Raw genomic sequence first — 22,103 nt, forward strand, 5'->3', positions numbered from 1 at the left:
GGAGGAGCCACCCCCGCCCGAACTACTGCTGGAAGGAGAACTGACCATAGTAGATTGGGCAGTTGATATGGAATCTGAAAAAGACCGTGAAAAATTGTGCATCGTAAACGCCCCGGTGGAGGATGTGTACCAACTGGGCGGCTGCAGGTTCAGTGCCTCAAACTTCTTGGCCCAAGATTCAAAAAGTCCGAATGCAAGGGCATACCCCATGGTAGTTTCAAAATAGGACGGACTGTCGCGCAACAGCATTTTCAACTTGTTTTCCTCCGCAATCTTTATAAAGTTTTTGAACCCCTTCAACTCTGAAAGTGCTGCATTGCCCTTGGCATTTTTCTTTACCATATACACGCTCATAAACAGCAGAAATATAGTTACCGGAATTACGGCCAGCGCGGCAATAAGACCCCAGTTGGATATAAAGAGGAAAAACAAAATGGCTGCTATTAAAAGCGTTCCCACAATAGTTCGCGTCTGCATTTTCTTGGCCTCTTGGTCATAATAGATTTGGGCCCTGGCCTTGAGAAGCGCTTTGGCACTCGCCATTTTAGTGTAAAATGAATCCTTTAGACTACTTACCAACACTTCCTGTTTTGAGGAACTTGCTGAACGGCCAAAAAGCCCGTCGAAAATTTTCCGTTCATAATCGGGCGCGCCGTCGGGCAAGGGTTTAAGCTTGGTCAATTTGGTGTCGTCCTTCCCAAACCAGCCTTTTTTTGGTATTTGCTCCATCGTGATAATGCCGCGCGAACCCCAATATGGAATTAAGGCGATTAGGTCCTGGGTATCTTCGGTATCGTCAATCAGGAAACCTGCCATTGCGGGGTCCATCCCGCTGGGCGGAAAATAACTGGTCGTGGCCACAACCCTATCATCTTTGCCATATTTTTTCCAAACAAAATAGAAAACAACCAGCATGGAGCCAAGTATCAGCGTCCATCCATAATCTGTCCAAAAGGGCCACCAGGGTTTTATTTCCTTTATGGAATCTGGGGGAAGATTAAGCAAAACCGTGACATTCTGACCTGAATAGGATTTAAATCGTGGAAGACTCTCTACCCTAAAAACACCATCCTCATAAGCAATATCAAAATCGGGACTCACAAGGGTACCCCCTTTAAAACCTGCATAGATAAAAATATCATCCAACCCTACATCCGCATTTTCCGGCACCTGAATGTTGAAATCTATTTCCTCAAAAACCGTATTCCATTCCTCTGATTTGATATTCCAGTAAAACCAAATCCGTAACTCTTCAAATAAAAACGCGTTGTAAACCCTATACTTTATTTCGTAATGCTGTGGGCCGATTATGGTTTTGTCCTTATCGCCAATTTTTATCTGAAGCTTATCGCTGAGTTTTTGGACAAAATCAAAATCGGCTTCAAAATTATGGTCCGGCACGTCAATCTTTCTAATCTTTATCTTGCGCTTTTCACGCGTGCCATCTTCGGTAAACAAATCATAATTGGTAATGATATTTCTGTAAATACCGTGTTTATGGGCCGTGAAAGTAAGATCATAGTTTTCAACCACATCAAAATAACCCTCTTCACTGATGTGAATATCAACCACGCACTTGTTCACGATAAAATCTTGTGCCGAAACTTTCAGAAAAAAAAGCATCCCGAAAAACAGCAAGAACAATCGATTACTTATTAAATGCGATATGACTATGACAATGTTCAATTATATCAGATTATTCCATTTATAAAACATATAAACTCATAAACTCATAAACTTTTAAACTTTTAAACTCATAAGCCCATAAACTCAATCAAAGCTAACCCTAACGTTCTCCCGGCTCGTTTCATCAACTTCAAAATAGTCAAAATGCTGATACCCGAACATTCCCGCAAACAGCACCCCTGGCAAACTCTCGCCATAGGTATTGTTCTCGCGCACGGTGCCGTTATAGTATCTGCGGCTGCGCTCCAAGTTTTCCTCTATTTCGTTCAGTTTCTGTTGAAGGTCCAGAAAATTGGTATTGGCCTTTAAATCTGGATAAGCTTCCCCCAATGCAAAAATACTGCGCAGGGTTTGTTGCAATTGGTTTTCGGCCTTTATCTGCGCATTTATATCGTCAGAAGGTACCGCTATTGCAGCATTACGCGCCTGGATTACACGCTCCAAGGTTGTCTTTTCGTGGGCGGCATAGCCCTTCACGGTTTCCACAAGGTTTGGGATTAAATCGTAACGGCGTTTTAGGGCAACATCTATATTGCTCCAAGCATCTTTCACCATATTCCTGTTTTTCACAAACCGGTTATACACAATAACCAGCAGCAGCCCCACGACCACAAGAATGCCTATCAAAAGAAAAATCACACTCATAACTTTGGTTGTTTGTTAAAAATTAATAACTAAGATACTGTAAAGTTAATTGTTATTCGTTAATTGTTGTCGGTTATTCGTTAGGCGTTAAGGGTCAAGGGTTAGGTGTTAAGTGTTAAGCGTTAGGTGTTAATCGTCAATCGTAAATCGTAAATCGACAATCGTAAATCTTGAATCTTGAATCCCAAACCGTGAATCCCAAAAACCTCCTACCCAAAGACGGCATAGCAAACTACTTCGGAAAAATTTTCCCTGAAGAAGAAGCTGACCGATATTTCGATATACTTCTGAATACAATCGCGTGGCAAAACGACGAAACCATCATCTTCGGAAAAAGGATAGTTACCAAACGCAAAGTAGCCTGGTACGGCCAACGTGAATTTGAGTACACCTATTCAAAAGTCACCAAAAAAGCAAAGCTGTGGACGCCCGAACTGCTCCAACTCAAAAAAGAAATAGAGACCATAAGCGGCGAAACCTTTAACAGTTGCCTGCTGAACCTCTACCATTCCGGCGCAGAGGGCATGGGCTGGCACAGCGATGCCGAAAAAGACCTAAAAAAGAACGGCGCCATAGCCTCTGTAAGTCTTGGGGCGGAGCGCAAATTTGCCCTAAAGCACAAACAGACCAAGGAAACCGTTTCCCTAAACCTGGAGCACGGCAGCCTGCTGCTTATGAAAGGTACCACACAAACCCACTGGCTGCACCGCTTGCCGCCAACAAAGAAAATACACGATCCACGCATAAATTTGACTTTTAGGACGATAGTTTAATGTCTATCTATGCCTCTGGGATTTCTATATAGATTCGTATCTTTAGAGAAATAAATTTTATGAAATTTCTTTTATTAATCGGTATTCTGATAATTTCTTACTCCTGCAAACAAGAGGAAAAACAACTCACAGCCCAGCAAATAATTGATAAAACCATCGAAAATGCCGGGGGTGCAAAATATGAAGCCGCAACCATCCAGTTTACTTTTCGCGATGTAAAATATAGCAGTCAAAGGGAAAATGGTAATTATCAACTCACAAGAACCAGTACCGATTCCCTGGGAGAAACACGCGACATCCTCACCAATTTAGGCTTCGAGCGTTATGCCAATAGCACCAAACTGATCTTGCCCGATTCCACGGCTACCAAATATGCCAATTCCGTAAACTCCGTCCATTATTTTGTGCAGCTGCCCTTCGGCCTAAACGACCCCGCTGTCAATAAGGAACTCGTGGGAGAAGCCGAAATAGACGGCAAGCGGTATTATGAAGTAAAAGTAACCTTCGCAAAAGAAGGCGGCGGCACAGACCACGAAGATGAATATATGTACTGGATAGCAAAGGAAGGTTTTACGGTAGATTACCTCGCCTATAAATTCTATACCGGCAAAGGCGGCATTCGTTTTAGGAAAGCCTACAACCCAAGAATGGTCAAAGGCATCCGCTTCGTGGATTACGAAAATTACAAACTCGAACCCTGGGAAGCTGTAGATCTACAAAATGTTGACGAGCTCTTCAAAACAGGAAAACTGGAGTTGCTCTCAAAAATTGAAACGGAGGCAATCTCGGTAAGCTTCCTAAAATAAAATTGACAAAACTTTCTTTAAATAGTCACCATTAGAAAAAACCACAAAGAACTCAAAGAAGGCACAAAGTACACAGAGTTATCTTTGTGAACTCTGTGAAAACCTTTGTGAACTCTGTGGTTAAAAAAGCTAACTCGAAAATATTAGTAGCTTCCGGTATTCCCAAAAAAGATTGCATTCGCCAAAAACAATTTCCCGTTCTGCCAAAAGGAGCGAAAGGAAACATCGTCAACCATATAAACCACGCTGCCCCTGCCCTTTTTCATCTCCGCAAACACGATGGAATTTTTTAAGGCAGCCTTTGCCGCTTCCCCCGAAAAACCCGAAACGCTTTCAGGTTCGGTAATATACCCCACGTTATAGCCATCCTTTAAAAATTCGAAGGAATCGTTACCCAGTTTCAAAGTATAATAGGTATCTCCATACCCAAATGCCAACGGATGGGTATTGTCCAATTGCACCTTATAAATGCTTCCGGTAATCATATCCTTGGTACTTTCCAGTTCGCGGTGGGCGTATGGAACAAGATTACCCTCGGAAAGGGAATCCTTTTTCTTTTCAGCTTCGGAAATGTTCTTTTTTAAATCAAAGCCATCCTTCCCTTCAAAAACACCAACGGCATTACCAATGGCGACTATTCTCCCGCCCTTTCCAATCCAAGCTTCCAAATTCTCAAAAATATCATCCTTCAAAATAGATTTGTAATTGCCGTCGGGCAGCACCAACACATCATAATCGCTCCATTCAATACTTCCTATATCGTCCGTATTTATGGAAGTGATTGGGTACTTCAACTGGGTCTCGAAAAAGTGCCAAAGCGCACCGTAACTCAATGAAGAAGTACCTTCTCCCTGAAGAACAGCTATTTTTTTGTTTTTAATCAAATGCACGTACTGCGACCCAAAGTCGGTCAGGTTATCCGCAAAACTTGTGGGCGAAGCGTATAACTGCCGTCCCATTTCATTTGCAATTTCAATAAGCGTTGTGTCAAAATCTGCCTTGGTCTTATTGTCGCTTCGCGTAATAATCAAACTACCGCGACCGAAACTTTTGCCGCCAAAGCCCAATTCATTTTCAGAAAAACGCACTTTTATCCCTACTTTCAACAAGGCCGAAAGAAACTCGGCATCCTCCATACTGTTCCATTTCGTAATATAGCCCGCCGCCGAAGGGGAAGCCATATTCACAACGGTTTTATTGGGGTTGGCAGCATTGGCGGCAACCAACGTTGGACTCGCGACTGCCTCCAAACCATAGGCATACGGCAGGCTCCACGCGGTAATATCATAGGTAAGTGGGGTGGAGAGTGCGGCATTAGGCTCAAAAAGCACCTGAACCATTTTTCCTTTCGGCTGGTTGGTACTTACCACCAGCGCGCCGTTGGCATCCAGCGTTCCCTTTTTGTTATCGGAATAATTAAAGCCGCTAACTTTTCCGCCAGTGGCATAACCGTACTTTATTTCGTGCTTGTCCAAAAGCTCGGCAAGCGCTTGGAGATTGTCGGGATTGCCTTTTAACACAAAACTTTTATACTTCAAATTATCGTTTTGAAAGAATTTCTTGAATTCGGAATTGAGGGAAGCCGCTTGTTGCGAAGCCACTTCAATAGTAGAAAGTCCTGTAGTTGTATGGTGCGCCACGCGATCTACAAGGGTTAGTTCAATTTCTTCGTCATTTATAATTCCCAAACCTGCCATACCGTGGCCCGCCTGCTCGTAAGTCATCCCAATAGCGCCCATAAAAAGCGGGTAGGTATCGCCATAGCTGGGATAAAGCAAATCGAAACTCTCGCGGGTAAAGAAAAGCCAACCGTTTTCGTCAAAATATTTGGCATTGTTTTTTCCTATCCGCGTCTGAAATTCGCGCTGAAACGGCGTAATGATATCGTGATAAGGTTCCGCTCCGGGTGCAAAATAATAGGGGTTGTTGATAAATTGCTCGTGAAAATCTACGTGTATCTGCGGCATCCACTGATTGTAAATTTTTAGGCGCTGTTGGGTTTCAATTTGGCTCGCCCACATCCAGTCGCGGTTAAGATCGAACAAATAATGGTTGGGCCGTCCGCCGGGCCAAGGCTCGTGATGCTCTACGGCATCGCGGGATGGATTGTAAGGCGAAGCTTTCACTTGGTTATACCAATTTACGTACCGATCGCGCCCATCGGGATTTACATTCGGGTCCATTATAATGACCATATTCTTCAACCAATCGGTATGTTCGGTAATAAGTTTATAAACCGTGTTCATAGCCGCCTCGCTGCTGCTGGCCTCGTTGCCGTGTACGTTGTAACTAAGCCAAACGATGGCTTTTTCGGGAGTTGCACTCCCAGAAAGTATGCCTATATTTTTTAAATTATCCGTACGTATCTTTTCAAGGTTCGCAAGATTTTCTGCGGAAGAAATCACGGCATAGGTAAGCCGTCTGCGTTCGTTGGTCTTGCCGTAGTCTGCATATTTCACCATTTCGCTATTTGCCGCTACGTGCTCAAAATAGGCAACAACATCAGCGTGGCGGGAAAATTGGGTGCCTATTTCATACCCCAAAAACTCCGAAGGGGATTTCAATTGGGCGAAAACCAGACAAGGCAGGAAATACAGAAAGAAAGCGAAAGTTCGAGTCATTTTGTGCATATTAAATAAGGGCCAAATATAGCCAAATTCCAATTGCCACTTTTGGTATTTGGTGCTTCAAATTTGGAATTTCAAAATCATATTAACGTATCTTTAAACCCGCGACCCACTTAAAACGGTTATTTTTGTTACACTTTTTCCAAAGAACCTATGCCAACCCATTCCATTCCGTATAAAAACACAGGGTATTTTTCAAAATTGATATGCGATTATCTCGCTGAAGATGAAAACTTAAAACCCTTCTTCAATCGTTTTCCAAACTTGGAAAATTTCAAGCATCAACTTACGGAGAAACAGAAAAATTTCACAGACGACAAACGGCATTTGCTGGCCAAGCGGATTATGTACCAATACGGCGATAATTCCATTTCGCAATCCACGCTCAGCAATATCGACTTGCTGAAAGAGCATACTACCTTTACAATCACAACGGGGCGCCAACTCAATCTTTTTACGGGGCCGCTTTATTTTCTTTATAAGATATTTTCAACCATCAACCTTGCTGAAAAGTTAAACAAAACCTACCCTACCAACCATTTTGTACCCGTATATTGGATGGCGACGGAAGACCACGATTTTGAGGAAATAAATTATTTTAACCTCTTCGGAAAAAAAGTAAAGTGGGATAGAAAAGCCTCGGGTGCGGTGGGCGAACTTTCTACGGAAGGATTAAAGGAAGTGAAGCAGCTACTGAAAAAGGAACTCGGCGAAAGCGAAAATGCCAAACAACTGATTTCCTATTTTAAGGATGCCTACACAAAACACGACAACCTCGCCGATGCCACGCGTTTTCTGGCCAACACGCTGTTCTATCATCACGGGCTTGTGATTGTGGACGGCAATGACGCAGAGCTAAAAAAATGTTTTATTCCCTATGCCGAAAAGGAACTTACGGAAAACCTCAGCTTTAAAAAAGTTTCGGAAACCACTGAAAAATTGACCGCTTTGGGCTTTTTCGAACAAGTGCATCCGCGGGAAATAAATCTTTTTTATTTGAAGGAAAACCTTCGGGAACGCATTATTGAAAAGGAAGGAAAGTTTTATGTAAATGAAACTGAACTTTCTTTTTCAAAAGAAGAAATTTTAAAGGAACTGCATGAAAACCCCGAACGCTTTTCGCCCAATGCTTTGCTTCGTCCGTTGTATCAAGAAGTAATATTGCCCAACCTATGTTACATTGGCGGTGGTGGCGAGCTGGCATATTGGTTTCAGCTGAAGGATTATTTCAATAAAGTGGAAGTGCCCTTCCCTATTCTGTTGCTTCGCAATTCGGTGCTTTTGGTTCCGAAAATACTTTCGAAAAAACTGAAAAAATTAAATGTTTCTATTGAAGATTTATTCTTGTCCCAGCACGAATTGATCACGAAGCACACCAAGCAAATTTCAAAAATAGATATCGACTTTTCAAAGCAGAAAGAATTCCTAAAACAGCAATTCAAGGATTTATACGAATTGGCAAAACAGACCGACGCATCGTTTTTGGGAGCCGTGGGCGCCCAGGAAAAGAAACAGCTGAACGGCTTGGACAATCTCGAAAAGCGCTTATTGAAAGCACAAAAAAGAAACCTTTCCGAAGAACTTGAACGGTTAAAAGATATTCAAAATCAACTATTCCCAAACCAAAGTTTGCAGGAACGTCAGCTTAATTTTTCGGAATTCCATTTGGAATATGGCGAGGAATTGCTGGATTTGTTGAAAGAAAATTTGGAGCCGTTGGATTTCAGCTTTACTGTTTTGGAGTTATAACCTCCAAATCAAATAAAAATACAAAAATAGAATTCCTTAACTTTGAAAAAAGTTCGTGTGATGGATATTAAAACTTCAAAAATAGAATTGGTGAAATTGATACTGAATATCGAAAGCGATACATTCATCGAAAAAGTGACCGAGTTTATAAAAAATGAAAAGGCTGATTTTTGGAATGAGTTGAGTGCCCATGAGCAAGCTGAGATTAAGAAAGGTATTGAGCAGTTAAACCAAGGCAAAAGAAAATCTTTTAAAGAGGTCCTCACAAAGATTTCATAATGGAAGTTTTTCTTTCCGAACTGGCCGCAACACAATTGGAGGAGCTATCCAAATATTTGTTGGCTAAATGGGGTTATAAAGTCAAAAATGATTTTTTGGCAAAACTTACCAAAAAGATTTCACAAATTGAATTGCAGTCCGAAAGTTACCCAAAATCAAACGAACTTGGTGGGATTTACAAGTGTGTGGTAACAAAACAAAATACATTTTATTACCGAATAAATTTCCAAACTGAAGAAATTGAAATTATTACCTTCTTCGATACCAGACAAGACCCTGAACGGCTTAAAAAGCAAATAGAATAATCGTGCCTTCGAAGTAAAAAAACCCTGTTGAAAACCCTTAAAAAAATTCTTCACAACCCTTTAACCAACTTATATATTTAAAGTATTTTTGCCTATGCAAAACAACGTCCTCATTTTAGATTTTGGTTCGCAGTACACCCAACTTATCGCCAGACGCGTGCGGGAACTGAACATTTACTGCGAAATTCACCCTTACCATCATATTCCGGAAAGCCTTGACCCGTTTAAGGCCGTAATCCTTTCGGGCAGTCCGTTTTCCGTTCGCGCGGAAGATGCGCCCCACCCAGACCTTTCAAAGATTCGCGGCCACAAACCCCTTTTGGCGGTCTGTTATGGCGCACAGTATTTGGCACATTTCAACGGCGGAAGTGTAGAACCATCAAACATACGCGAGTACGGAAGGGCGAAACTATCCATGATAAAATCGGGCGAGGCATTTTTTAAGGATATTCCCGAAAATACAAACGTCTGGATGAGCCATAGCGACACCATTGCACAACTTCCCGAAAACGGAGTGCGTTTGGCGAGCACGGTTGATGTTTTGAACGCTGCCTATAGAATTGAAGGCGAGGAAACGTATGCCATACAATTTCATCCGGAAGTATATCACACCACCCACGGCAAGCAATTGCTTGAAAATTTCCTTGTAAATATTGCCGAAGTGCCACAAACTTGGACGCCCGCAGCATTTGTGGAAACAACTGTTGAAACTTTAAAAGAGCAGATTGGCGACGGAAAGGTAGTACTTGGTTTAAGTGGCGGCGTAGATTCTACGGTTGCGGCAATTCTTTTGAACAAAGCCATCGGCAAAAACCTATTCTGTATTTTCGTAAATAACGGTTTGCTCCGTAAAAACGAATTTGAAAACGTGCTGCACCAATATAAGGATATGGGGTTGAACGTAAAAGGTGTGGATGCTTCGGAACGTTTTTTGGAAGCATTGAAAAACGAGAGCGACCCAGAACGAAAACGAAAAGCCATAGGCAACGCCTTTATCGAAGTTTTTGATGACGAGGCACATCAGTTGACTGGTGTGGATTGGTTGGCGCAAGGAACAATTTATCCCGATGTTATTGAAAGCGTTTCGGTAAATGGCCCTTCGGTTACCATAAAAAGCCATCACAACGTAGGTGGTTTGCCAGATTTTATGAAGCTGAAAGTAGTAGAACCTTTGCGCATGCTTTTTAAGGATGAAGTGAGACGCGTTGGAAAGGAAATGGGCATAGACCTCGAATTGTTGGGCAGGCACCCTTTCCCGGGACCAGGTTTGGCAATTCGGATTTTGGGCGATATTACGGCCGAAAAAGTTCGTATATTACAAGAGGTTGACGCAATCTTTATCAACGGCTTGAAAAAGTGGGAACTTTACGATAAAGTGTGGCAGGCGGGCGCAATTTTACTTCCTGTGAATAGCGTTGGCGTAATGGGCGACGAGCGTACTTACGAAAAAGTAGTTGCTTTACGCGCCGTTGAATCCACAGATGGAATGACCGCAGATTGGGTAAATCTTCCCTATGAATTTTTACAGGAAGTGAGCAACCATATAATAAACCGCGTGAAAGGCGTTAATAGAGTAGTCTATGACATCAGCTCAAAACCGCCCGCGACCATTGAGTGGGAATAACAATATGAAATCGAGACTATGTTTGGCAAATCTAAAAAATTGATTATCTCTATGTTGAAGTGTTTAATATACGTTTCGGTGACCTTCCTATTTATGGTTAGCTGTGGCTCGGCTGCGCAACAACAGTACAAAAGCCACTCGGTACAAAAAGGCGAAACCGTTTACAGCATTGCGAAAAAGTATAATATTTCAGAAGAAACCATTTACAATCTTAACCCAGACTCCAGAAATGAGTTGAAGGTAAATAGCGTATTGATTATCCCCTCCAACGAGGCAATCAGCTCTGGAACTAATAAAAACAACTACCGCGATCACAGGGTTAAAAAGAAGGAAACCCTCTTCGGAATTGCGCAGCTTTACAACGTAAGCGTTGACGATATCAAGAAGCTAAATAAGGAATTGTACTCCCGCGGTCTGCGAAAAGGCGAGCGATTGTTGATTCCTGCGGCCTCCAAAAAAGATGAAAATACAACCGTTGGAAATGCCCTGCCCGGCACCCAGAAATATACCGTAAAAGCAAAGGAAACAAAATTTGGGATTGCCCGAAAATTCGGCATTTCAATTGCGGAACTGGAAGATTTGAACCCCGATTTGGGCGAAGGCCTTAAAGTGGGAACAACCTTGATCGTTCCAGACAAAACTGTAATAGAAAATGCTGAAATAGACGAAGAAAATTTTCAGTATTACGAAGTGAAACCCAAGGAAGGTTTTTACAGGTTAAAAGCAAAATTCGGTCTTTCGGAAGAAGAAATCATTGCGCTTAATCCATATGCAAAAGATGGGCTGAAAGAAGGAATGATCCTAAAATTGCCGAAGGATGAAGACGGCATTTCAAAAGAGGATATTTCGGTAATCGATCTGGAAAAAAGAATTGACAACAAAAAAATGAAAACGGTAGCATTGATGCTCCCTTTTCGATTAATGCGAAGTGCCAGTGACACCACGGGCAACGACCAAGATTTACTGAAACGCGACCCTACCCTTCGCGTAGCTTTGGACTTTTACAGCGGCGCTTTGATGGCTGCGGAATTCGCAAAGGACCACGGCATTTCCGTGACCCTGAATGTCTATGACACCGAAAAGAGCGATAGCAAGGTGGCCTCCATCATTTCAAGAAACGAGTTCAAAAACGTGGACGCAGTGATTGGCCCGTTGCTTCAAAAAAATGTGGAGAAAGCTTCGGATATGCTGAAAGGTGATAAAATCCCGGTCTTTTCACCCTTGAGCAACAGGGAAATGGCTATGAACGACAATCTTTTCCAAACCCTTCCCACCGATGCCGTGCTACAGAAAACGATAATCCGTTACATAAAAGAGCATAGTGCCGGAAAGAATGTCATCATTATTTCCGACTCCAAAAGAGCCACTCAAAGGGAGATGATTCAAACCGCAATTCCATCAGCCAAAACCGTATCGCCCCGTGGCGGCGGATATATTCAGGCCAGCGATATAACTGCGGTAGCCTCACAGGGAATGGAAAACTGGGTAATCCTTGAATCCCAAAATCCGGTGTTGGTAAGCAGTGCCGTAAACGTGCTTTCCGCCATGCCGAATAATTACAAAATTCGCCTATTCACTTTGCAAAAAAACGACGCTTATGAATGGCACGAGGTTTCCAGTATGCGCCTGGCAAAACTGAACTTCACTTTCCCTTCGGTGAACAAAAACATTGATGAAGAAGACCGCAATCCGTTCTTGATAAGTTACAAAAACAAGTACGGTGTGCTTCCGAACCGCTACGCAATCCGGGGCTTTGACGTAACCTATGATGTCTTGCTGCGATTGGCTGCCGAAAAAGATATTTACGATGCCATTATGCCCGAAAGCGAAACGGTATATATTGAGAACAAATTTCGATATGAAAAATCGAAAACGGAAGGCTACTGCAACGAAGCAGCCTATATTTTAAAATATAACGACGACCTTAAATTTGAAGTAGTAGAATGAGCACCGCCAAAGTAACCTATCTCGGAAACCTCCGTACCGAAAATAAACATTTAAAATCGGGCAGTACATTTATAACCGATGCTCCCACGGACAACAACGGAAAGGGCGAAGCCTTTTCTCCCACCGATACTGTGGCCACGGGACTTGCCAACTGCATGATTACGGTTATGGGCATAAAGGCCCGCGATATGCAGGTAAATATGGACGGCACCACTGCGCTGGTAACCAAAACGATGGCTGCGGATCCACGCCGTATTTCAAAAATTGAAGTGGTCCTAAATTTTCCATCGGGCATAGATGAAAAAGCGCGAAAAATATTGGAAAATACCGGCAGGACCTGCCCCGTGCTCTATAGCCTCCATCCCGATATTGAAAAGGTGATTACCTTTAATTGGTAGGCTTCTCCAAACCCCTTTCAAAAAAAACTTTAAACAGGTATTGTTTTTGATGTTCTTTAAATATGAAACTACTTTTCATTTTTATATTTTCCTTGGTTCTTTTCCCGCAAAATAATCCGGAAAAGATGCTGTGGAATGAAAACCAGAAACTCACGTGGAAAGATTTCCGCGGAAAACCCGTGCCGAGCGCCAGTTTTGTGGCAAGCACCAATACAGGTATCAGTTTTCAATATTCCTATTCCATCAAAAACGGAGCAGTAAACGTGGAATATTCCGTTGAAAGTTTTTTTAATCCCGAAGGTTCGTGGTACATTCCAGAAAGGGTGAACGCCCATATTTTAAGGCATGAACAGGCCCATTTTGATATTTCGGAACTACACGCCCGCATGCTTCGGAAAAATCTTCACGGAAAAAAGTTCACAAAAAGAATAAAATCTGAAATAGAGGGTATCTACAAACAGGTAGAACAGAAAAGACGCGCCATGCAAACCAGATTTGACGCCGAAACAGACCATTCCCGGAACGAGGAAAAAGAAGCTTTCTGGCAGCAATACATCGCCAAACAACTCGCCGATTATGAATCTTGGAAATAACCCAGACCCAAACCATTTAGTGGAATTGGCAAATTATAAAATGCCTTTCGGAAAATACGAAGGCTATTATTTGGCGAACATTCCTGAATATTACTTTGTGTGGTTCAAACAAAAAGGCTTTCCCGAGGGAAAATTGGGCCGGATGATGGCCGAAATGTATGAACTGAAATTGAACGGGCTGGAAGGATTGGTGCAGAAGCTTATTAAAAAGTAACGGTTGGCAGTGCTTCGGCTCCGCTCTGCAACCGGTCAACTTTGACAAAGTTTGAAACTTTGTCAAAGTTTTATGGATTTCCCTCTTGGAATTTGGAATTTGATTTTTGGAATTTTCCACTTCCTTTCCACAATAAAAAATGTACCTTTGCATCCCGTATAGTTATTTCAGCACAGGCACTCATGAGCACTACAAAATACATCTTCGTTACGGGCGGGGTTTCATCATCTTTAGGAAAAGGAATTATAGCGGCATCGTTGGCTAAACTCTTGCAGGCCAGAGGCTACCGCGTTACCATCCAAAAATTGGATCCCTATATAAATGTAGATCCCGGAACGCTGAATCCATACGAACACGGCGAGTGCTACGTAACCGATGACGGCGCTGAAACCGATCTTGATCTGGGCCACTACGAGCGTTTTCTAAACGTAAATACTTCACAGGCAAACAACGTTACCACCGGCAGAATTTACCAAAGTGTAATTGAAAAGGAACGCCGGGGTGAATTCTTGGGAAAAACCGTGCAGGTTATTCCGCACATTACCAACGAAATCAAGGAACGCGTACAATTGCTCGGAAATACGGGCGATTACGATATAATCATTACCGAAATCGGCGGCACCGTGGGCGATATTGAATCATTGCCCTACATAGAGGCCGTGCGCCAAATGAAGTGGGAAATGGGCGACGACAACGCTTTGGTCATCCACTTAACGCTCGTGCCCTACCTTTCGGCAGCGGGCGAACTGAAAACCAAACCCACCCAACACTCCGTAAAAACCCTGATGGAAAGCGGAATCCGCGCAGATATTTTGGTTTGTAGAACGGAGCACGAACTCTCCAATGATTTAAGAAGAAAACTCGCGCTTTTCTGTAATGTGAAAGAGGAAGCAGTTATCCAATCCATCGACGCTTCCACCATTTACGACGTGCCGAATATGATGCTGGAGGAAGGACTTGACACGGTAACACTTCAGAAATTAAATTTAAAGAATTCCAAAAAACCAGATTTAAAGCAGTGGAATAAATTTCTGCAAAGGCACAAAAACCCAAAAGGAGAGGTTCATATAGGCTTGATTGGAAAATATGTGGAATTGCAGGATAGCTACAAGTCAATTCTTGAATCCTTCATCCATGCTGGCGCGGAAAACGAGGTGAAGGTAAAAGTAGAATACATACACTCTGAACACATAAACGCCAAAACCATCGGGAAGAAACTTTCAAAACTCGATGGCATTTTAGTGGCTCCCGGATTTGGCGAGCGCGGTATTGAAGGAAAAGTTGCCGCCGTAAAATACGCCCGCGAAAACAACCTGCCATTTTTGGGAATCTGTTTGGGAATGCAAATGGCCGTTATTGAATTTGCTCGAAACGTTTTAAAGTTGAAAGATGCCAACAGCACCGAAATGGATTCGCAGACAAAAAATCCGGTAATAAGCATCATGGAAGACCAAAAAAACATTACCGATATGGGCGGCACCATGCGTTTGGGCTCTTGGAAGTGCGACTTGAAAAAAGGAAGTATCGTAAGCAAGGTTTACAAAACGAAAACAATTGAAGAGCGCCACCGGCATAGGTATGAATATAACAACAAATACCGGGACCAGTTTGAAGCTGCGGGCCTTGTGGCAACCGGAATAAACCCAAACACCGGTTTGGTGGAGATTGTGGAAATTCCCGAGCATCCATGGTTTGTGGGCGTGCAGTATCATCCCGAATACAAGAGTACGGTTGCCAATCCGCATCCACTGTTTGTGGCTTTCGTAAAGGCCGTGCACGAACATTCCCTAAAAAAGAAATAAGACAATTTGGCGCAATAAAAGAAAAGGCGGGATTATTGCCCTGCCAGATAAAATTAATGATAATATGCTTTTGATTAATTTCAAAAGAAGAAATAAAAGATGGAACAAAAGAAATTCGACTTTAACTCACTTATTGGTTTTTTATTAATCGGCGGTATCCTAATCTGGATGTTGTACCTCAACAAACCTACCGAGGAAGAAATCCAGGCGGAAAAAGCCAAGACCGAAGCCGCTGCAAAACAAGAGGCAGAAGCTGCCAAACCCACAGATGAAGTTACACTTGCGCAGGCAACTTCAGATACAATGAGTGCTGTGAAACAGGGTGATTCCCTCGCTTTTGAACAGTTAAAGAACAAGCTCGGTTCTTTTGCGTATTCTGAAACGCTTCCTTCGGCAACCGATGCCACAACGGTTTTGGAGAACGATGTGCTTTATTTGGAAATAAGCAATAAAGGCGGATACATTACGGAAGCGCTTTTGAAAAATTTCACCAAATATGACTCCGTTCCAGTGTATTTGATAAAGGATGGAACCGCTTCCTTAAATCTTCAGTTTACGTCAGAAAATCGAACGCTAAACTCACAAGACCTTTATTTTGAACCTACCTTGAGCAAAAATGGCGAAGACCAAGTGCTCTCCATGAAGCTCAAAACCTCAGAAAACGGGTTTATTGAATACCGTTATACCCTGCATCCGGGTGAATATATGATGGATTTCAGCATCAACAGCCAGGGCTTGGACGGCATTATCAATACTTCGCAGCCGATGTATCTGGACTGGCAGTTAAAGGGCTATCGTCACGCCAAGAGTATTTCATACGAAAATCGTTATTCGCGTTTAACCTATGAATACGATGACGAAAAACACTCAAAACTTTCCCCTTCGGGCGAAGATGATGAACTGGAGAAGGACGTAACCTGGATGAATTTCCGTCAGCATTTCTTCAGCTCCATGCTACTTACCGATACTCCTTTCAAGGAAGTGAAATTGACTTCCGTTGATTTGGTGAAAGACGAAGAGGTAGATACTACCTTCACCAAACAATACGGAGCAAAGATGCTTTTGGAACCAAAAAATGGGGCGTTGTCGTATAATATGAATATGTACTACGGCCCATCCGATTATCAAATTTTCAAAAAATACGGCCGCAATCTGGACGAAGCCATGCCGCTGGGCTGGGGTATTTTTGGGGTGATAAACAAATACATTATCATTCCGTTATTCGGCTTTTTAACCGATTTTCTGCCCGCGGGAATAGCCATCATCGTTTTGACGATTCTTATAAAACTTATGCTTTCGCCAGTGCAGTACAAACAGTATTTGGCACAGGCGAAGATGAAAGTGCTGAAACCCGAACTCGACGAGATAAAGGAAAAGTATAAAGGTAACAGCTTAAAAATCCAACAGGAAACCATGAAGCTGCAAAACTCCGCCGGCGCCAGCCCGCTGAAGGGTTGTTTGCCAGCTTTGTTGCAAATTCCGGTGTTTTATGCGCTGTTTACGTTTTTCCCCTCGGCTTTTGATTTGCGGCAGAAAAGTTTCCTTTGGGCAGATGACCTTTCCAGCTATGATACCATTGCAGAATTGCCGTTCCACATTCCATTTTATGGAGACCACGTGAGTCTCTTCCCTATTTTGGCCTCTATCGCCATCTTTGTTTATATGATGATGACCATGGGCGCAAACATGCAGCAACAGCAGCAGCCGGGAATGCCGAACATGAAATTCCTTATGTACCTTTCTCCATTGTTTATGTTGGTATTCTTCAACAACTATGCGAGTGGGCTTTCGCTGTATTACTTCGTTTCAAACTTGATTACCATTGGCATTATGCTCGTAATCAAAAACTTCATTATTGATGAAGACAAAGTACACGCAAAAATTCAGGTGAAAAAGGCCACGCCAAAGAAACAAAACAAGTTTCAGCGCAAAATGGCCGAGATGATGGAACAGGCCGAGCAACAGAAAAAAGCCGGAAAACGTTAGATTTTTCTTTAGATTTAAAATGTTTGAAAATAGATTTTAGATTTAAGCGTTTGCTTTTTAAGTAAATGAACAATGAAAAAAATTGCTTTAACTTTCTTCTTCGGAATTGTACTCTGCTCCCAAGTTTCCTTTTCACAAAGCGAAATAAACCAAATGGACGCACAGGGAAAACGCCACGGCCTTTGGAAAAAAACCTTTGAAGGCACCGATCAGCTTCGCTATGAGGGAACTTTTGAACACGGAAAGGAAGTGGGCGAATTCAAGTTTTATTGTGAAGATTGCAAAAGCCAGCCGATGGTCATTAAAAACTTCACGGGGAAAGACGATATCGTCGAGGTAAAATATTTCACCGTAAAGGGAAAACTAGTAAGTGAAGGAAAAATGCAGGGCAAGGACCGCATTGGCGAATGGGTCTATTACCACGAAAAGTCCAACAATGTTATGACGCGCGAGCAGTATAATGACGGAAAATTGGACGGTAAAGTAATTACTTATTATCCCAACGGAAAAATTACCCAAGAAACCACATATAAAAACGGGATAAAGGAAGGTGAGGACAATTATTATTCTCCTGACGGAATTCTATTGAAAAAGTTACTATACACAAACGACCAACTTCAGGGCACCGCCACATATTATGATGCTTATGGCAATGTAATAATTGAAGGTTTTTATAAAGAAGGAAAAAAGCACGGACTCTGGAAATACTACAAGGATGGGAAAGTGATTTTGGAGGAAACCTATCCAAAAGCTGATAAATAATTTTTTTTAATCCCAAATTCCAAAGCAGCACCTTCAGATTTATTTGAGTTTTGCCGTTTTATGATTTCGTTATAATTAGGAGTTTGGAATTTGGTGCTTTCAAGCCGTATCTTTGCACACATTTAAATAATCATGAAAAAACGAGTAGTTGTCGGTCTTAGCGGAGGCGTTGACTCCAGCGTTGCAGCCTATCTTTTAAAAGAGCAGGGCTACGACGTTATTGGGCTATTTATGAAGAATTGGCACGACGACTCCGTAACTATTTCCGATGAATGCCCGTGGCTTGAGGACAGCAACGACGCAATGCTCGTGGCAGAAAAACTGGGCATTCCCTTTCAAACGGTCGATTTAAGCGAGGAATACAAAGAACGCATCGTTGACTATATGTTCCGCGAATATCAAATGGGCCGCACCCCAAACCCAGATGTACTGTGCAATCGCGAAATAAAGTTTGACGTTTTTATGAAAATCGCCCTCGGGCTGGGAGCAGATTTTGTGGCAACGGGGCATTATTGCCGTAAAGGCACCATTGAAAAAAATGGAAAAAAAATATATCAATTGCTCGCCGGAAAAGATCCAAACAAAGACCAATCGTATTTTCTATGCCAACTTTCGCAGGAGCAACTTTCCAAAATCCTCTTTCCAATTGGGGAATTGTTGAAACCGGAGGTTCGAAAGATTGCTTCGGAACAAAATTTAATAACCGCCGAAAAACGCGATTCGCAAGGATTGTGCTTTATTGGGAAGGTAAGGCTGCCCGAATTTCTTCAACAGCAACTGGCCCCGAAAGATGGAGCCATTGTGGAAATTCCTTCAGATTTTGCAAATTACGGGGAAACGATTCCGGATTTCAATTCAAAAGAAGAAGAATTGCAATACCTCTCAACAAAACATACCTACGCCATAACGGACGGCAAACAGGTGGGCGTTCACCCCGGCGCGCATTATTTTACAAACGGGCAACGCAAAGGATTGGCCGTGGGAGGCACCAAGGAACCGCTATTTGTGATCGCCACAGACGTGGAAAAAAATGTAATTTACACGGGACAGGGCAAAGACCACCCGGGTTTGTACCGTCGTGGACTTTATGTGAAGAAGGAAGAAATCCATTGGATACGTGAAGATTTAGAAATATCGGAAGATGAAACTTTGGAAGTCATGGCTCGCATCCGCTATCGCCAGCCTTTAGAAAAAGCAACACTGTACCGAACAGTTTCTGGACTTTATGTTATATTTGACAACCCACAATCCGCCATTACCGAAGGGCAATTTGTAGCTTGGTATGACGGTCCCGAATTATTGGGAAGCGGTGTAATCTCTTAAAAAATCATTATGATGAAAAAATTATCCCTATTATTTGTTGTACTTATTTCAACATTTGGCTTAGCCCAAACCGAGGATGCCCTGGTATTTCTTGAAGCAAAGGATCCCGCTGTGGTTGCCGCAGCGCTGGCAAACCCCATAACTATATTGAGTCAAGCTGCGCTTGATCGCAAAAACACACAAGGAACACCGATTGACGATCGCGACGTTCCATTAAACGAGATCCAAAAAGCACAGATTGAAGCCGCACAAGGTATTACGGTGCTTGCCAAATCAAAATGGCTCAACGCTGTATATGTTCGAGGTGCTGAAAATAATATTAACAATCTTCTAAACCTTCCTTTCGTTGAGGATATAGAATTCGCAGATAAAAATCTTAATAACCCGGCTGCAGGCAGGCAGTTTACTCCAGACAAATTTGAAATTGAAAATCAAGCGAGACCTGTTTATAATTACGGGAGTGCGACAAACCAAACCCAAATGTTGAATGTAGATTATCTTCACGAAAATGATTACACTGGGCAGGATATAATTGTTGCTTTTATGGATAATGGCTATCCGGGCGTTTTAACAAATCCTGCATATACAACACTTAGAAATGAAGGTAGATTGTTGGGCTATTATGACTTCGCCGCTCGAGTTGAAAATTCAAACGGAAATGGAAGCCACGGTGCCGTTACTTTCAGCGATGCGGCAGGATTTTTAAACGGACAGTTTGTAGGGACCGCGCCAGACGCTTCCTATTATTTATACATTACGGAAGACAGCGACGAATCTCCTGCGGAAGAAGCATATTGGGTAGAGGCATTGGAACGTGCAGATAGTCTCGGTGTATATGTAACCAACACTTCCTTGGGCTATCAGGATTTTGACAATCCAGCCTTCGACCATACGTATGAAGACCTTGACGGCCAAACAACTATCGCTGCCAGAGGTGCAAATGCCGCTTTTGACAAAGGTATGATAAATGTAACCTCAGCCGGAAATGATGGATACCCGGGCGATTTTGGATATGTTGCAACCCCTGGAGATGCTCCGGGCAGCTTCACCGTCGGCTCCGTTACTAGCTCTGGGAGTCCATCCGATTTTAGTTCGTATGGCCCAACCGTAGATGGTCGTATAAAACCAGATGTTGTTGCTCAGGGTAGCGGTGCAGCCGTGATTGATCAATTCGGTAATGTTACCACCTCTAGCGGAACGTCATTTAGTTCGCCTATAACTGCTGGGGCTGTAGCAGCGTTGTGGAGTGCAGTACCACATTTAAAGAACGATGTAGTGACTCAGGCTATCCGTGAATCCGCGAGCAGATATACTAATCCCACACCTAAATTGGGCTATGGAATCCCAAATTTCGGTGATGCGCTTAATGCCCTGCTTTTATTAAGTGTGGAGGAGCAAATGCAAGATTCATATTTTGCGTTATATCCCAACCCGGTGAGTACGGAAATAAACATCTCGTTTCCGAAAAATTCTGATAGTGCCGAGTTTGCACTTTTTAATATTTTGGGTGAAAAGATACTTCAAAGCAATATTACCACTCTAAGAAATAGAATTGATGTTTCGGCACTCTCTTCAGGAATGTATATTGCTTCCATTACTTCAAATAATAAAACAACGAGCTATAAAATTATTAAGGAGTAGTGCAAAACCGGATTACAGAACTTTTTAATATCGAGTATCCTCTAATTCAAGCCGGAATGATCTGGAACAGCGGTTGGCGTCTTGCAAGTGCTGTGGCAAATGCAGGAGGTCTGGGGCTTTTGGGCGCAGGTTCCATGTATCCCGAAGTACTTCGGGAACATATTCTGAAATGCAAAAAAGCCACCGATAAACCGTTCGGGGTAAACGTACCAATGCTATATCCTGATATTGAAAAGATAATTGACATCATTATTGAAGAAGATGTGAAAATTGTGTTCACCTCAGCTGGAAATCCAAAAACATATACTTCTAAACTCAAAGAAAACGGAATTACGGTTGTTCACGTAGTAAGCAGTGTGAAATTCGCACTCAAAGCACAAGAAGCAGGCGTGGATGCCGTGGTTGCCGAAGGTTTTGAGGCTGGCGGCCACAACGGTCGAGAGGAAACAACTACTTTCACTCTAATTCCAATGGTCAAGGAACAACTGGAAATCCCATTGATTGCGGCTGGCGGAATAGCAACAGGTCGCGGTATGCTTGCGGCTATGGTTTTGGGAGCCGAAGGGGTGCAGGTAGGAAGCCGTTTTGTAGCTTCGGAAGAGGCATCGTCCCATCAAGCTTTTAAGCAACTGGTTGTAGATGCCAAAGAAGGTGACACTCATCTTACCTTAAAAGAGCTAGCTCCCGTGCGGATGTTAAAAAATAAATTTTTTGAAAGTGTCATGCAACTTTATACTACAAACCCCACGAAAGAAGACCTTATAAAACATTTAGGTCGCGCCCGCGCCAAACGCGGGATGTTTGAAGGCGATCTGGAGGAAGGTGAATTGGAAATCGGACAGATTGCTGGCCTTATTCACGATATTAAGCCCGCCGCTGTGATTGTAAAGGATATAATTTCAGAATTTGAAAGTGCAAAAAAAGAGGTGACAAATTTATAATA

At 42.7% G+C, this 22,103-nt stretch carries 19 protein-coding genes; 16 read left to right on the forward strand and 3 right to left on the reverse strand.

Annotated elements, in window-relative coordinates; genetic code table 11:
- On the reverse strand, positions 1-1,686 hold a 1,686-nt coding region (locus MB09_RS14540), incomplete at its 3' end, for a DUF2207 domain-containing protein (RefSeq protein ID WP_240484849.1).
- An 84-nt stretch (positions 1,687-1,770) separates the two neighbouring features.
- Complete coding sequence (locus MB09_RS14545) at positions 1,771-2,331, reverse strand: LemA family protein (RefSeq protein ID WP_117624790.1); 561 nt, start codon at positions 2,329-2,331, stop codon at positions 1,771-1,773.
- A 170-nt stretch (positions 2,332-2,501) separates the two neighbouring features.
- Here MB09_RS14545 and MB09_RS14550 point away from each other — a divergent pair, with 170 nt between their 5' ends.
- Together MB09_RS14550 and MB09_RS14555 are read left to right on the forward strand one after the other, a co-directional pair.
- Positions 2,502-3,104 carry an alpha-ketoglutarate-dependent dioxygenase AlkB family protein gene (locus MB09_RS14550; protein WP_045081655.1) on the forward strand — a complete coding sequence of 201 codons (603 nt, stop codon included), beginning with the start codon at positions 2,502-2,504 and terminating at the stop codon, positions 3,102-3,104.
- A 59-nt stretch (positions 3,105-3,163) separates the two neighbouring features.
- On the forward strand, positions 3,164-3,910 hold the full coding sequence (locus MB09_RS14555) for a DUF6503 family protein (RefSeq protein ID WP_045081656.1): 747 nt from the start codon (positions 3,164-3,166) through the stop codon (positions 3,908-3,910).
- 143 nt (positions 3,911-4,053) lie between these two features.
- On the opposite strand, the gene MB09_RS14560 is transcribed toward MB09_RS14555, so the two are convergent.
- The gene (locus tag MB09_RS14560) at positions 4,054-6,531 is read right to left on the reverse strand and encodes a M14 metallopeptidase family protein (protein ID WP_045081683.1); all 2,478 of its coding nucleotides are present in this window, start codon (positions 6,529-6,531) and stop codon (positions 4,054-4,056) included.
- Between the two features lie 159 nt (positions 6,532-6,690).
- Here MB09_RS14560 and bshC point away from each other — a divergent pair, with 159 nt between their 5' ends.
- The 14 genes from bshC to MB09_RS14630 all read left to right on the forward strand — a co-directional run bounded on the left by bshC (position 6,691) and on the right by MB09_RS14630 (position 22,101).
- Entirely contained in the window at positions 6,691-8,286 is a 1,596-nt protein-coding gene (bshC, locus tag MB09_RS14565) for a bacillithiol biosynthesis cysteine-adding enzyme BshC (protein WP_045081657.1), read from the forward strand.
- A gap of 42 nt (positions 8,287-8,328) precedes the next feature.
- Entirely contained in the window at positions 8,329-8,565 is a 237-nt protein-coding gene (locus MB09_RS14570; protein WP_240484850.1) for a hypothetical protein, read from the forward strand.
- Positions 8,565-8,870, forward strand: coding sequence for a type II toxin-antitoxin system RelE/ParE family toxin (locus MB09_RS14575; RefSeq protein WP_045081659.1), 306 nt, complete (start codon positions 8,565-8,567; stop codon positions 8,868-8,870). The genes MB09_RS14570 and MB09_RS14575 overlap by 1 nt, the downstream gene beginning before the upstream one ends.
- Positions 8,871-8,964: 94 nt before the next feature.
- Positions 8,965-10,494: a glutamine-hydrolyzing GMP synthase gene (gene guaA / locus MB09_RS14580; RefSeq protein WP_045081660.1), complete on the forward strand. Its 1,530-nt coding sequence runs from the start codon at positions 8,965-8,967 to the stop codon at positions 10,492-10,494.
- Positions 10,495-10,545: 51 nt separating this feature from the next.
- Positions 10,546-12,441 carry a LysM peptidoglycan-binding domain-containing protein gene (locus MB09_RS14585; RefSeq protein ID WP_045081684.1) on the forward strand — a complete coding sequence of 632 codons (1,896 nt, stop codon included), beginning with the start codon at positions 10,546-10,548 and terminating at the stop codon, positions 12,439-12,441.
- Complete coding sequence (locus tag MB09_RS14590) at positions 12,438-12,839, forward strand: OsmC family protein (protein WP_045081661.1); 402 nt, start codon at positions 12,438-12,440, stop codon at positions 12,837-12,839. Before MB09_RS14585 ends, MB09_RS14590 begins: the two co-directional genes overlap by 4 nt.
- A 62-nt stretch (positions 12,840-12,901) precedes the next feature.
- The gene (locus MB09_RS14595; RefSeq protein WP_045081662.1) at positions 12,902-13,432 is read left to right on the forward strand and encodes a DUF922 domain-containing protein; all 531 of its coding nucleotides are present in this window, start codon (positions 12,902-12,904) and stop codon (positions 13,430-13,432) included.
- Positions 13,416-13,646, forward strand: coding sequence for a DUF3820 family protein (locus tag MB09_RS14600; RefSeq protein WP_045081663.1), 231 nt, complete (start codon positions 13,416-13,418; stop codon positions 13,644-13,646). The genes MB09_RS14595 and MB09_RS14600 overlap by 17 nt, the downstream gene beginning before the upstream one ends.
- 182 nt (positions 13,647-13,828) lie before the next feature.
- Complete coding sequence (locus tag MB09_RS14605; RefSeq protein ID WP_045081685.1) at positions 13,829-15,448, forward strand: CTP synthase; 1,620 nt, start codon at positions 13,829-13,831, stop codon at positions 15,446-15,448.
- A gap of 99 nt (positions 15,449-15,547) precedes the next feature.
- Positions 15,548-17,434, forward strand: coding sequence for a membrane protein insertase YidC (gene yidC / locus MB09_RS14610; RefSeq protein ID WP_045081664.1), 1,887 nt, complete (start codon positions 15,548-15,550; stop codon positions 17,432-17,434).
- A 72-nt stretch (positions 17,435-17,506) separates the two neighbouring features.
- The gene (locus MB09_RS14615; RefSeq protein WP_045081665.1) at positions 17,507-18,196 is read left to right on the forward strand and encodes a toxin-antitoxin system YwqK family antitoxin; all 690 of its coding nucleotides are present in this window, start codon (positions 17,507-17,509) and stop codon (positions 18,194-18,196) included.
- Positions 18,197-18,328: 132 nt separating this feature from the next.
- Entirely contained in the window at positions 18,329-19,519 is a 1,191-nt protein-coding gene (mnmA, locus tag MB09_RS14620; protein ID WP_045081666.1) for a tRNA 2-thiouridine(34) synthase MnmA, read from the forward strand.
- Positions 19,520-19,528: 9 nt separating this feature from the next.
- Positions 19,529-21,160, forward strand: coding sequence for a S8 family peptidase (locus MB09_RS14625; RefSeq protein WP_052671415.1), 1,632 nt, complete (start codon positions 19,529-19,531; stop codon positions 21,158-21,160).
- A complete protein-coding gene (locus MB09_RS14630; RefSeq protein WP_045081668.1) occupies positions 21,160-22,101 on the forward strand; it encodes an NAD(P)H-dependent flavin oxidoreductase in 942 nt (313 codons plus the stop codon). The genes MB09_RS14625 and MB09_RS14630 overlap by 1 nt, the downstream gene beginning before the upstream one ends.
- The last annotated feature ends 2 nt before the right edge of the window (positions 22,102-22,103 follow it).

It is taken from the genome of Aequorivita vladivostokensis (genome assembly GCF_000952855.1).
In the GTDB taxonomy this organism is placed as follows: Bacteria; Bacteroidota; Bacteroidia; order Flavobacteriales; family Flavobacteriaceae; genus Aequorivita; species Aequorivita vladivostokensis.